We start from the raw sequence: 14229 nt of genomic DNA on the forward strand, positions 1-14229 counted from the left end.
ACAAGATTTCAGATTTTTTTATCGTAGAGTAATTTTAATTCTGCGTAAAAAAAACAGGTGTTCGTCATGAGAAAATCAGGTTTATGTTTAACCCTGTTGTTTTCTTTAATTGCCTCGATTAAGTCGGTACATGCCGAGGCAATTATGATTTCCGGAAAACTCCAGGCTGATATGCCTGCCGTCACGTTTAATCCCGACCCGGGCGATTTTGTTGCATTCGTAAACAATAATATAATTACTGCCTCAGGCTCTGGAACCGCATGTAATGTGACGGTTGATGATCGTGCGACATCAACGGTGGATAATCTTGTCTGCTTCTTTGAGTGGCTTCCAAATAGCTCTGGATTTACTGCTAACGGGTTCACGTTAACCGGGATTCCAAACAGCTCAGGAGACCTAAAACTCCCTTACAAAATTTCCTATTTTTCCGGTACAGAAAGGCAAAAAGTAGAAGTAGTGAAAGGGGAGTATACAGTTAATGCTCTCGTACCGGTTAAACCGACGATCACCGGCCTAAAGTCGTCTATGAATGGGCTGGTTCAAGAGGGTTACACACTTAAATCTTATATTAAGGATGAAGTGATCAGGAGTTTTGCCGTCTCAGTAGAACCCCGCAATTTTGTGCAATATATTTCTATCGGATCGGGTTCTGCCTGTGAAGTCCCTATTGGTGGGACCAGTTGCACGATCGATGTAGGAAGTATTAAAGTAAGTGATTCGGATTTATTGATAGGTTCACGGGAAATAACTGTCACCGCTAATTCGAAAAATAATTACTTTGCCCCTCCTGAAGCGCAAAAGCTTACGCTGACCTGGGACTACCGTCCTCCTGTTGTTGACCATACTCTCTGGAATTTCACTGATGAAGCTAAAACTATCAGTATTGGCGGTCAGCAAATCTATACCGGCGCTAAAACGGTAGCTGTAGCCGTCAAAGTGCCCCAGGAAGAGACTGAAGGCGAGTGGTGGCTACCAACAGCTATGACGCTGACGATGGTGCCGGACGGGGTTTTCAAGCCGACAACAAAAGTAACTTTGGATGACGGTACGGTTATCGACTTTAAGCAATCCTGGGTAACACCGATACGGCGTACCCTCCAGCCCGTGAGCGGACCCCAGAAGGTCGGCGATGAGTATCTGTATATCTTTGACTTAACAGACCTGACGAATGGCTCTTATGCCGCCACGTTCACTATAGAGAATACTAGCAAGAATACGTCTACGTACAATGAGCCCGAAAGCAAACTGATGCTTTCTGATAACCCCACACTCATGGTACTTAAGGATGGGGCAGCGCTGGCAAAACGAGCACCTGTTTATTTCTTAAATGAAATTATTGTTGCCGCATTCCAGGGGCAGGCCGGGGTTGCGGATATTAAAGCCGTTACTATCGATAACAAAGTTGTTGAACTCACCCCAACGAACTACAAAGGCATTTATTATCTGCCGGTGGGGGATGATCTAGATGTGAATGCTGACCACGAAATCACAGTCGTGGCGGAAAACCTGTATGGCAAGATTGTGACATTCAATACCACTTTCACGTATCAACCGACAGGGTTTGCGCTTAAAAACTTAGAAAAAGACGTCACCTTGTATTCTCGCGTTCGGCAATATACCGATCTGATGAGTCAGACAGCCGGTGATAAATGCACTCTCTTTACTACGGAAGAGAACGCGCAGGCTTATCTTGAGTGGTATGGCGGCAAATCTGATATCACTGCCTGTTACCCTCAGTGGAACAATGTACCGGACGGGCTTGAATTTTACTTTAAAGGCAGGACGCCAGGACTTACGGGGTTCTTCAATAAAACTGGCGAAAACCTGCTCGATTACCAAGTCTATATGATAAACGGTAGAGGCTCTAAAGCTGTGTCGGCCAAATACCGCCGCGTATTGACAACTCAACTGCCATATAACCCAATCCTTACTTACAAGAAAAATAAGTTGGTAACTGGGATCAACCCTAACACTGCACTAGCGTACACGACAGGTGGGGAAGCTGCTCGCCTCTTGGCAAAAGTGGTACCTGCTGATGTGACAGTCTATGTTTCGCAAAACGGGGGTGAGAACACAAAAACGACGTTTAAAAACCGTTCATCAAACAACGATGCAACTACATTCGTTCAGCGTCTGAAAGTAGCCGCAGCCCCACTGTGGACGAAAAATGTATTCGACATTGCTGTAGAGTACTCGAAGGACCCGACAATGCGGACCGCCGATACACTTAACGTGTATACGGTCCCCGACTTCAGCATTCGGGCTACGATGGAAGTCGAAGACAAAAAGACGGCTACTACAATGGAATTACCGTTGAAGGTGTCAGTTGGGCGCTATAACAATTCAACTCGCAAAAGCTCATTTAGCCGGACGACAATGGGTGACTGGGATGTAACCATTTACGCTCAGAAAAGTATCTATGGTAAAGATCCAGAAACAGGCCGTTTTAAAACGACGTATGAACGTACCCCATTAACCGAGGCATTGCCGGTGAATGATGCCGGGGTAGTCGAAACAAAAATCAAAATCGAGAATATGGACCTTGGGAACATGCGTCTTGTCGGGATAGCTAAAGTCCGTTCGCCTTTCGCTGATTTTGAATTGACCCGGGAAACAAGTGCGGTCGGCATACGTGTGTATAAGGGTGAAGAGCTGGAGGGTAATCTCTCAAAGAGCCTGATTATCGGCCGTATCCCGCTCAGTACGCTTGTGAACTTCAAATCGGCCAGCACAGCTAACTCTGATGCGCTTGCTCCTACCGAGTGGCAGGAGTCGTCAGACAATGGGCAGACATGGACGATGCTTTCGGACATGACTGGGAAGAGAAGTATTTCAATCAGAAAAACTGACGTCGGTAAGTGGCTCTACAGGGCCAAGATGACCAACAAGTTTACGTCAAAAGTGTCTTATAGCGACGTGCTGACAGTTGTAACGTACAAACAGCCTAAGCTAAGTATTGATGTTGCGGAAATTCTTGAAGGCGATGATTTACCAGTCTCGTTGCTGGATAATGATGAGCCGATTCCGCAGGGTACGGCTGAAGTAATGTGGTCGGAAGATAAAATTAATTGGGTCGCGGGTGACACTACCTATACCGTGACTGCCGCTGAGAAGCTTCCGCCAACTATCTACGCCCGGATGCGCTATCTGGATTCAGACGACCTGGCTGAAGAGTCCTCCTGGAAAGAGACGTCTGCGCGGTTAACGGTCGCTAAACCCAAGCGCCTTTCCGTTTCAGTGAGCAGCATTTCAAAGGTAGAGGTGGGAAGTAAAGTTACTTTAGATGGTAAATACTCCAACCCGAACAGTCGGTACCAGAACGGAAATGACGTCATTGAAGAATGGACTGCCCCTGACGGACAGAAAATCAGAGGGCCTAAGTTGTCGATGACGCTGACAGAGGAGATGCTGGATAAGCAAGGCTATGCGGCATTTACATACAGTGCATGGCTCGCTGACAGCAAGGAAAGTACCATTTCCACGCGGAAAGTATCGATTAAGTCCTGGGTGTATAAGTTCCCTGAAATGAAAGTCAGTACGAAGCTAAAATACACTATGGCCCCGTCGACCTTACACGTCGCCCTGACCGGAATAAAAGACGGTGACTATCCGGGAGTAACTTATTCACGGGAGTGGATCTACGATAAGGAAAATATCTCCATTTCAAAAGATGAAGGAGATACGAAAGAGTTTGCAATTGCGAAGCCGGGTAAATATACGTTGATGATCGTTTTCCGCGATAACCGTAATAACGAACAGCGTATTGAAAATACCTTCGTCGTCGATGAGCAAACTCCGATGACTGTTGAAATGACCCCAAAATTCTCTAATAAGTTCATGAGGGCTCCTCTTGATGTCACACTAAGATCTAATATTAAACTGGCGCACTCTGCTGACAGTATTGATACGGTGACGTATAAAGTAAATGGAGAGGTTGTCCAGGGTAGTAAAAACTATTGGGCTCAGGGAATTCCCGGTCTTACTGAGAAAAAATATGAAATCACGCTGGATGTTGTCAGTAAAATGGGACAGCGTGGTACAGCATCAGTAGATTTTGATGTTGTAAAAAACGCCGCTCCGCAATGTGTGCTAAGCCATACAGAATCCAATATGAGCTGGAGTTTCACAAATAAATGTGTCGATACTGATGGCAAACTGGTTCGTTATGAATGGTATATCAATGATGAACTAAGGAATGTTTTTGGCAGCACTGCGACACTATCGAAAAATCTTAATCGTGGGAAGCAAGATATCCGTGTAGTCGCATATGATGATAGTGGAGATTCAGCAACACAGCGCACGGTCGTATATGGCCCAGATGAGGAAAAATCAAAGGCTGTAGAAACAACTGGTACATCGCAGTAAGACAAATTTATGTACTGAAATAGAAGCCGGGACAGTAATGTCCCGGCTTTTTGTCTTTGGTCTTTTGAATTGATTTCGTCGGAAAAGTTACTTTGCATGAACGGTGATACAAGTCTCATGAATCACCAATCAATGGCAATAATGAAAGAAAAAGAGGGGCGTAAATTATCAGAAATAACTGGCTTTGTAGAAATAATGACGGTCCAAAACATGGATAATAGGTATTAAGGTAATGTAAAAATTAGTCCTTTGGTTCCGGTATCTGAGAGAAGCAGGTTATGAGCGAATACATACCTAAGAAGCGTGGGTTACTGAGTTTTGATTGGTACGTGCCGATCAATTTGGCAATTCTGATACTGGTACTGGCCATCTTCTTTACTCGATTTACATTTGGACATGGGCTATTAAATGGTTGTTTACCTGCTGATTTTTACATGATTGACTTGAAGGATAAATCTGTCAAGGCAGGAAACATCATTGCATTTCATATGCCAAAATCAGTCCGATTTATACGTGAAAATGAGAAGGTTATTAAAATTGTGGCGGGGGTAGGCGGAGATCGCCTAAGAGTCACAATGGATGGCGTTTATAACGGGAGCAAGTTTTATAAAGCTAATGCCAGACGTATTTCAATGAAATACAACATACCTGCTGAGTCTATTGAAAGAGAATTAACTATTCCGAAAGGAGAAGTTTTTTTAATTGGCCAAACGGATCACTCATGGGACTCACGATTTTGGGGGCCGGTTAAGTTGACTTCAGTTATTGGGAAAACATATGCGATCTATTGAATTAAAAACAACGATTAAGCCTCTGGCCACCTGCCTGGCGTTTTACGCCTTGATGTCCACCGCTACGGCTAGCCCCCAGTATCAACAGGTTGCTGACGACATTGCTAGGCAAGCTCAAGTATTGGGCGCTCAGTCAACGCCGCCGGAAACAGCAGAAGGCCCGCTCTCGTCAGGCTCTCTGGATTCTCCGGATGTCCAGAAGTACGTCCGCCAGGCTGAAGCTTTGAAGCAAAACAGGGACATCAGTCAGCCAACGAATCGGGGCTATGTACCGGGTATGAATGCTGACAGTGTGCAGGCGGTTATCGATCATACTCAGGCTATACGCGCTCAGAATAATAATTCTGAAGCAGTTAATGACATTATTCGCAGACGTGATGAAATTCAGGGAAATATTCAGCTGAACGACTCAGCACTGAAGTCTGTCGAAAATAAACCAGAAGTAATGCGCAGCCAGTCGACGAATATCGAAAAAATGTTTGGTACCTCAGGGATCACCGCCGCTGACTTCGAACGAAAAATAGATAGCAGACGGGAAGAGGTGCTTTCGACAGAAAACGGTATCACTATCTTTGCGTCATTTAGCCTGCCTGATTACGTCCTAGAAGATCTACTCCGTACCGCGTCACAAAATAAGGCGAGAGTGGTTTTTAATGGTCTGAAGAAAGGCACGACGCGTCTTCCGGAGACTCAGGCTGCAATCAATCAGTTGGTGGTGAAGGGGAAGTTTGACTCTCCACTGATTACGATTGACCCTGATGCGTTTGACCAGTACCAGGTCACGCAGGTCCCGACAATTATCTCCCGTGAGGAATCCCGATTCGCTAAAATGGTCGGTTCGTTTAACGTTGATTTCTTCCAGCGAGAACTGGCCAGAAATCCCGATCAGGATATTTTACCTAATGCTGGTACGACCTATCCGGTCGAAGAGAAAAGCATTATTAAAGAGCTCGAAGAGCGAGCACAAAAGTATGACTGGGAGGGCGCCAAGAAGCGAGCTGTTGCAGACACATGGAAGAACCAATTCATGGTTAATCTGCCTCCGGCTCAGGAGCACAAGGAATGGTTAATTGACCCGACTATCAGGGTCACTCAGGACGTGAAAGATAAGCAGGGCCGCGTCATTGCTTCTGCGGGCGAGCTGATTAACCCGCTGAGCAGGTTCCCGCAGAACCTCACCATGATAATTTTTGACCCATTGAATCCGGGGCAGCTTGATTGGGCTGAGAAGCAATATCGCCAACTTCTTGGCAGCGGACAGGTTATGCCGATGTTTACGCGAATTAAACAGGAAAATGGTTGGGACCATCTGAATGATCTGCGCGAGAAATTTAACGGGAAAGTATTCAAAGTCAATGAGCAAATTATTTCCCGCTTCCAGATTAAAAACACTCCAGTGTTGATTTCAACTGAAAAAGATAAATTCCGGATAACGCAATTCAGTGAAGCTGAAATACGTGGTGTTGGAGAAAAAATCTCGGCAGAGGAGAACTGATATGAAGATCGGATTTATTTTAGGGGCGCTGCTGGCCACATGGCTGACTCTGAATTACCCGGACCTGATGAGAGAGTATTTCAACAAAGTGGTTACGTATATGGAAAGCGTGACAACATTCATTACTAAATAGTGAGCGTGCCGGTGAAGAAGCTAAAAAAGTTACTTTTGGAAATTTTGGTTGCTGTCATGCTGTCATTTTCCCTGCCTGCAATGACCATGGCCGCAGATACCGGCGTCCCGGGAGCAATGTGCCAGTCAGCTGGTGTGTGGCAGGGACTAATCAAAAATATCTGCTGGAGTTGCATCTTCCCGATGCGGATCATGGGAATTGGTGCGGCACCTGAAGGTGCCGCACCCTCACGCCCCGGCTGCTATTGCACAGACCAAAATGGGATACCAGAAATCGGATGGCAGTTAAGTTTTTTCCAGCCAGTTAAAATCGTAGAAGTAGTGAAAAGCCCATGGTGCAGCCCATTTTTGGAGGGAACCATGTTGCAAAAATCACAGTTCGATATTGGCAAGAGCAATACTAACCAGCCTATGACTGCTACAGAAGCCGGATTCTACGACGTACATCTCTGGGAATTCCCGATCATGACAATGTTGAAATTGCTGATAATCGGTGAATGTACAGCAGAACCTTATATTGATGCCAGTCTGACGTATATCAGCGAAGTTGATCCAATGTGGGAAAGTGATCTGTTGACGCTCGTGCTGAACCCCGAAGCTGTGGTATTTGCAAACCCTATTGCCTCAATGGTATGTGCTGCTGACTGCGTGGCAGTGACTGCCGGAAAGGATAATTTGGCTGCCTATTTTTGTGCCGGTTGTGATGGTAACTTGTACCCGCTTACAGGGCACGTCTATGCGAATGATGATGCCGTCAGAACCAGTTCCCTTATTACACAACGACTACTAACTAAGTTACATCGGCAAGGAATGCTAATGAGAACAATGGGAGCAGATGCAATGTGTGAGAAAACATGGGAATACTTCACTCCTCGTTCACAATATAGACTTTCAATGCTTTACCCAACGCCAGAAGCTAAAGGGCCTGATTGCTGCCATAGGCTTGGTGACTCCGTACATGATTGGTCAACGCTGAAAGGTGGACGAAAGAAAATAGGCATAGATAATTATGTCTATATGCTATGGAGATATAATGACTGTTGCGTGCGTTTTAATCCCGGCGCTTAATTGCAGGAGGCTTTTAATATGAAAACTAGGAAATTAATTGCTTCAACAATTATTGCGTCTATGCTCGCAAATACTATGAGTTGGGCATTTTACGTTTCGCTCATTAACATGGTTATGACACCAAAAATATACGCAGCTGATGCGATATTTGATCAGTTGGAAAACAATTTTGACCTTGCGAACCCCAACGCAAATCGAAATGCAACAACAAGTGCTCAGGATATTGTAGAGAAGTACAAGAATGCTGATTCCGGGGAAAACCTGAGCGGAAAAATATCAGATAAATATGTAGGTAAAGCAGATTCAATAAACTTAGACGTTGGGAAGTACGGGGCGCTGAACTCAAACGAAAGTGTTATGAGTAATGCTGCATCTGACGGCAAGTCGATCGGTAAGACCGTACAGTTACCGAGCATGACGGGCGGTACGATCAACTCTAATTATACGAAAGAGGGGGCAAAGTTACTTTCCAGAGACAGTAGCGGTAACATTGGTATAAGTAACAACACGAATACAACGGCAGGAACTAAAACCAGTACAGGAGAGCTATTCAGCTCAGAGCAGAAGCACAGTGATATTCAGTTTAATTCCGGTGGCCGGTATGGAGATGAGGATGGATTCATCAATGACATCAAAAATCGAAAAAGTCAGCTGTTTGAAGCGCAGAGTTACGATGGGGTTGCCTACCGTACACTGGTGAATGCAAATAAAGACAACCCAGCATCTAATATTAAACCTAACGACCCTATGTTCAATGCTGGCCGAAATGAAATTGGTAATGCTGTAGCCGGTACAGGCAACTGGCTACAGAGTTGCAATACGGAAACAAAAAAACAAACTATTACTACACACTATCCAGATTATAAAGAGTTTTACTGCAACTCACCCAAGAAAGATAACTTTAATAGTTGCACAATAACTCGTGATTTTTCCGTACCTGTTTATATCTCAGGTGGTAATGGTGATATGTCTATGTGCGGGGATAATTGTGTGAGGGTCTGGTTCGGCAGAAGAGACGACAACTATTGGAACGATGGAGTATATGACAACTCATTAACCTTAAAATTTCATCCTGATGCAAAGCTTGCAACTGCGAAAATAATTAATGCAGAGTGGGATGATCATATGAGGGTCACGCTTGATGGAACGCAGATTTTTGCTCACATAGATGGAGAATATAGAAGTAGCAATTATCCATCACCACAAGGGCCATGGGAGCTGAAAAAATCATGGAAGCTTGACAAAGTCTACGATATTACCGACCAGGTAAGAAACTCTGTATATCAGGAGGTGGACCGTGAAGTGACAATGGCGTCACGCGTTTGGGTAGGTGGCGGTGGGGAAGGCTATTTTGAAGTTGAGCTGACTTTTGAAAATATGAAGCTGGAGGATAAACATATACAGGAACCCGCAGGTTGTTTTGATGCAGTACAAACGCCGAATTCATTCTGTCGGTTTGACCGGTTTGTGAACATGGATGTCGGTACAAAGCGGCTCCCGGAAACTGTGCTTAAAATGGCCACACCGCTTTATAAAGGCGATACCGGGTTCTTAACCTGGAAAACAAACCTTGAAGGTTACTTCTGTGATCCCCTGGCGAAGGAAAAGCTGTGCTCATATGATGCGAAGGGAAACATCATGAAAGACGCCGCAGGAAAAGACCTCTGCTACAACTACGACGACATTAAAAATATGCCTGACGCTTGCGGCACATATAAAAATGATGCTGCGTGTGTGCTCGATACACAGACTTGTGCAGAAGGTTGGTTCGATGAAGGCACAAATACATGCTACATGTATGAGCAGAAATATACGTGTGACAGAGGTAAGGACGTCGTCAGAGAGGTAGAGTCACAGACTAACGCCTGTGTAGGTATGATCCCATGTTCTGGTGGAACATGCGAAACCGGCCCAAAAGAGGAAAACAATGATTTTGGGAAAGTGGCCGCGTACTCAAACATGGTTCAGTACATGCAGGGTGAGGCAAAATGCGAAGATCCCAACGACCCTAATTCCTGCTCCGTCTTTGAGGGGAAAGCAGAATGGTGCGGCAGGTCCGTTGGTTTTGTGAACGGGCTGGCCAAAACAGATTGCTGCGAACAGCCACAGGGTACCGCTGGCTCACTAGAGGCGATTATGCTGGCTGGGTCGATGATCCGAAACACGAACTGGACACGAGTGAATGCTCAGCTGGTAAGCTGGACCGGTGGGGAGAGTGGAACCTGGGCTTCAATGGCTAACTCGGTTGGTGAATGGACAGCATCGGCAGGTAAAACTGTTGGTCAGATGTGGAACAATGTCACCAGTTCGCTAACCAGCGTCTACGAAAATGTGGCCGGTAACCTTGGGCGAACAGTAGGTTCATCCACTGCTGGTGGAAGTGGTCAACTTGCTAAGGAGACAATGAGCTCTTTCGGGCTTGGTACCCTTAAGAAGATGGCCATGGAAAAAGCATATGACTTGCTTCCCGATACAGTAAGGGACTTCGTTTTTAAAAATGTAGCGACAACGGGTGGCGAAGTAGTCTTTTCAGCAGCAATTCAAAACTTTATGCTTGCATTAAATGTCATTGGCTGGATTTATACCGCATATCAAATAACAAAAATGTTGCTTGAAATGCTTGTGGCCTGTGATCAAAAAGAAATGGAAGCGTCTATTCATAAAAATCAGAAATCCTGTTTCACACTGGATACTGAACGCTGTGTTAAATATCTCAATATGGGATTTACAAAGAAGTGTGTTAAAAAAGCAACAGACATGTGCTGCTACAATTCAATGTTATCTCGCGTGATTATGCAGCAGGCGTATCCTCAACTTGGAATAGATCCGGTTGCTTCGAGTTGCGTTGGATTATCAATTAGTCAAATACAGAGATTAGATTTTGATAAGATCGATTTAACTGAATGGATTAACGATGCCGTCCAGGTCGGAGAAGTTCCTGATCAGTACGCTACATTCTCCGAGTCATCGATAACAGAAAATTTGCCATTTAAAAATGAAAATTACCAACTTCCATCCCAAAGAACGAAAGAATCAATGGGTGGTGAGGATAATATGATAAAAGCTAGACAGGAAAATAATCAGGCAATTAAAGAGGAGAATGTGGACTGTAGCTATCTACCACGGCCCGCGATTTGTGAAGTTGGGTCAACTTATGTAGACCCAATTACTGGGAAGGAATTACCAAAATACTAAATGTAGGGGCTGTAAAGCCCCTTTATTTTTATTTTGCTTTAAGAGTTTTTTCAGGGAAACCCTTCTGACCATATTCTCCTGCGAAAAGATAATAATCTTTACCGTTAATAGATGCAGCAACGCCACCTGGGGTAGTGAATTTTGGACTGTCAGAACGGAAAATAATACCTGAGAAGTTAGTACTAGATTCATTGCCTTTAAATGGAATGAATACGTAACGAACTACTGAATAATCACCGGCAGGTAGATTAAGTTGAGGGATTTCAGATCCAGACGCTGGGCGAATAACCTGGAAGCTGTACATGGACTTAGTCGGCATTACGTCGGCAGCTGGCTTTGAAGGGAGGTCGCAGGTACTCCATTTATTCATCACTGCCATATCAATCTTGCATGAAGCCAGAGCCGCACTTTGCTTCGAAGGATTGAACCCGAGTGCCACCTGTGACTCTTTGGTGTGATTATAAACATATGCAGCACCGGCACGTACTAAGCTTTCATCGTTATAAGGAAGTTTTTTAGGGTTCGGGACAAAGACGACGTATTGGTTAACCTGGATATATTCAGCGTCAGAGGAGCTGTACATTGATCCCAAACTCATAATACTTAATCCACTGAGCCCTCCTGTAACATAGCCCATAGAGCCACTAATTAGCAGTTTGGAAAGCAAGTTATCTGCATCGCCACCCGGCTGGACTGTTTCTTCATTAAAAGTAACGTCAAAACCGGCCAAAGAGTAAGCATTTTTGGCTACCGAGTCTTTAGAATTAGCATGCCAGTAGAGCCCATGAGTGTCGCTGTGCTGTGCAGAATTCGGGGTTTTACCAGCATCCCGGGCACAACCAACCAGCGATGCACTGGCAACAAAAGCAGAAACCAGAGATACAAAACGTTTAGTTTTCATTTGAGACCCTTCTTTGAATGATTTTTTTGTCTAGAAGCATTATTTCATACTCGTCAGTTTCTCAAACAACCAAAATGCAGAAAAAATGAAAAAATGTGAAGCGAACAAAAACCAGCCTTGTAAAGAAAAATCCCTCTAAATTAAATCGTATAATCAGTGGGACTAAATATTCAGAGGCTTTTATGGGTAAACCAACAGATGAGCAAAGGGTCATCATTGAAAATGCAAACGCAAATAATATGGTTATTGCAGCACCAGGGTCTGGGAAGTCATTTACGATGATCGAGGCTGTGATCTCAATCCTCAGGCAGTTCCCATATGCCAAGGTTGGAATGGTCACATTTACTCGCGCTGCAACAAATTCATTGGCTGAAAAGCTGAAAAGTCGGTTAAGTAAAAAAGACCAGGATAGGGTGCTGGTAAATACTTTCCACGGCTTTATCCGGATGCAACTGGACATGGTCAACTGGAAGGGCAAGATGCTGATTAGCTCGGCACAGCGTTCTGTAATTCATCGTGCGTTAAAGGAGTCAGGCGCGCCTTTCCGTTACCCGGAAGCTGAATTTGCTATTGATGCGATTGGAAGGGAAATGGATACAGACATCATTTCAGTTCGCCATACGCGTCAACAAATCCACTTGTTCAACACATACCAGGCAATATGTCAGAAAGACCACGTAGCTGACTTAAATGCACTCTCACGTTTTGTCGTGGGCCAGATGCACTCAGGAAAAATGCAGCCACTAAATTTGACGCATTTAGTTGTAGATGAGGTGCAAGACACCGACTCGATTCAGTATGCCTGGATCGCACTACATACAAGGGGTGGTGTTAACACGAGCATCGTAGGGGATGATGATCAGGCAATCTATTCTTTCAGGGCCTCCGGCGGGGTAAAAATATTCCAGCAATTTGAAAAACAATTCAGGCCAAACATATTTTATCTAAATACCTGTTTCAGGTGTGAACCAGAAATTCTTAAGGTTGCAGGGGCATTGATTGAAAAAAATGTTTACAGATACGTTAAGGATCTGCGTTCAGCTAAAAGTGGTGGTGGAAAAGTTAATTTCCGCTCATATGTTGATATGGATGAACAGATTCAAGGCATCCTCAATCTAATTAACCAAGACCCAAATGGCTGGGCAATCCTTAGCAGAGGTAATGCACATCTTGATCAGCTTGAAAGCCTCATAGAGCAGCCGGTTCTTCGTTATGGAGGCAAGTCCTTTTGGGATGAGAAAGAGACGAGCGACGTACTGCATCTGATGGCTTTCTTTCGGCAGTCCAACGATGTTCGATTAATGAAGAGGGTGCTGGCGCTTTTCGGTGAAAATGAAGAAGTTTTGGATCAAACAGCATTTAGCATGAAAGGGAGAAAAGTAACTTTTGGTGAACTGAGCATCCCAGATGCAAGTTCCCTGGAAACAAGAACACTTCACTCAAACTTCACCCGGTTTACACAGGAGACTCGGGATAAAGTTGAAATCGAAAAGCGCTTCGCAAATCTGATTAAATGGATGGAATTGTCATCAATAAAAATGAGGACTCAGAAAGGTTCACCTTCACTGACACGAATTGCGTTAGATACCTGTAAGCAATGGGCTGAGAAAAATGGCTGGCAAAACATGATAAATCGAGCTGCGGCGATGTGTTTGGGGCCTAAAAAGAAGGATGAGGAATATACGCCGGATAAAGTAGTTTTATCGACATTGCATGGTTCGAAGGGGCTAGAATGGAAAAAAGTCATTATTATGAGTTGCAATGCTGACCAGATCCCAAGCAAGAGATCAGTGGGGCAGGAAGCGATTGAAGAAGAGAGAAGACTTCTATTTGTAGGATTTACACGAGCAGAACAACAGCTGCATGTAATGTGGTACGGTGATCCGTCCTTCTTTTTAAGCGAATGCGCCGAAGAAAAATTGAAAGAGGCAGCGAATATGAGAATAGAATCAAATTTAACAGAAGAATTTTCCAATCAGTATTTACAATAATGACTCTATGTTGTATAAGAATATTGAGCTTTGTATTATCGCTCCCACATTTCAAGTAACTGACAAAAGTTACTTTGCGCATTAAGCGCGGATTCAGCCGTGAAAAGCGGCCAGCTTACTTAAGCTGCAAGGCACCACCGGCAAAATGTCACCTTTGTCGCTGGTGCCTTTCCTATGCCCGTAAAAAGGCAAACCGAATTTACCAAATCGTAACTAATTTAGCTCTTGATTGAGCTATTTTCGTTGCGTACTTCTAATGCCAGAAAGTATAAATCAGGCGGTTCATAGCTT

8 protein-coding genes are annotated in these 14229 nt (G+C 44.4%); 7 read left to right on the forward strand and 1 reads right to left on the reverse strand.

What is annotated here, in order from left to right; all coding sequences use genetic code 11:
- Positions 1 to 66: 66 nt before the first annotated feature.
- The 6 genes from rsp to trhN all read left to right on the forward strand — a co-directional run bounded on the left by rsp (position 67) and on the right by trhN (position 11046).
- A complete protein-coding gene (rsp, locus tag SK33_RS23805; protein WP_022652168.1) occupies positions 67 to 4365 on the forward strand; it encodes an IncHI-type conjugal transfer protein RSP in 4299 nt (1432 codons plus the stop codon).
- A gap of 278 nt (positions 4366 to 4643) precedes the next feature.
- Positions 4644 to 5156 carry an IncHI-type conjugal transfer protein TrhF gene (gene trhF / locus SK33_RS23810; protein WP_015063122.1) on the forward strand — a complete coding sequence of 171 codons (513 nt, stop codon included), beginning with the start codon at positions 4644 to 4646 and terminating at the stop codon, positions 5154 to 5156.
- Positions 5143 to 6651 (forward strand): IncHI-type conjugal transfer protein TrhW, encoded by a 1509-nt coding sequence (gene trhW, locus SK33_RS23815; RefSeq protein ID WP_015063123.1) that lies wholly within the window; start codon positions 5143 to 5145, stop codon positions 6649 to 6651. Before trhF ends, trhW begins: the two co-directional genes overlap by 14 nt.
- Before the next feature lies 1 nt (position 6652).
- Positions 6653 to 6784: a hypothetical protein gene (locus SK33_RS26700; RefSeq protein ID WP_022652169.1), complete on the forward strand. Its 132-nt coding sequence runs from the start codon at positions 6653 to 6655 to the stop codon at positions 6782 to 6784.
- An 11-nt stretch (positions 6785 to 6795) separates the two neighbouring features.
- Positions 6796 to 7851, forward strand: coding sequence for an IncHI-type conjugal transfer protein TrhU (gene trhU / locus SK33_RS23820; RefSeq protein WP_022652170.1), 1056 nt, complete (start codon positions 6796 to 6798; stop codon positions 7849 to 7851).
- Positions 7852 to 7869: 18 nt separating this feature from the next.
- Positions 7870 to 11046: an IncHI-type conjugal transfer protein TrhN gene (gene trhN, locus SK33_RS23825; protein ID WP_015063125.1), complete on the forward strand. Its 3177-nt coding sequence runs from the start codon at positions 7870 to 7872 to the stop codon at positions 11044 to 11046.
- A gap of 28 nt (positions 11047 to 11074) precedes the next feature.
- Here the strand turns inward: trhN and SK33_RS23830 are convergent, their stop codons facing one another.
- Positions 11075 to 11947: a hypothetical protein gene (locus SK33_RS23830; RefSeq protein WP_015063126.1), complete on the reverse strand. Its 873-nt coding sequence runs from the start codon at positions 11945 to 11947 to the stop codon at positions 11075 to 11077.
- A 182-nt stretch (positions 11948 to 12129) separates the two neighbouring features.
- Here SK33_RS23830 and trhI point away from each other — a divergent pair, with 182 nt between their 5' ends.
- Positions 12130 to 13938, forward strand: a complete 1809-nt coding sequence (gene trhI / locus SK33_RS23835) for an IncHI-type conjugal transfer helicase TrhI (protein WP_015063127.1) — start codon at positions 12130 to 12132, stop codon at positions 13936 to 13938.
- The last annotated feature ends 291 nt before the right edge of the window (positions 13939 to 14229 follow it).

The organism is Citrobacter sp. MGH103, from assembly GCF_001034475.2.
GTDB lineage: Bacteria > Pseudomonadota > Gammaproteobacteria > Enterobacterales > Enterobacteriaceae > Citrobacter > Citrobacter freundii.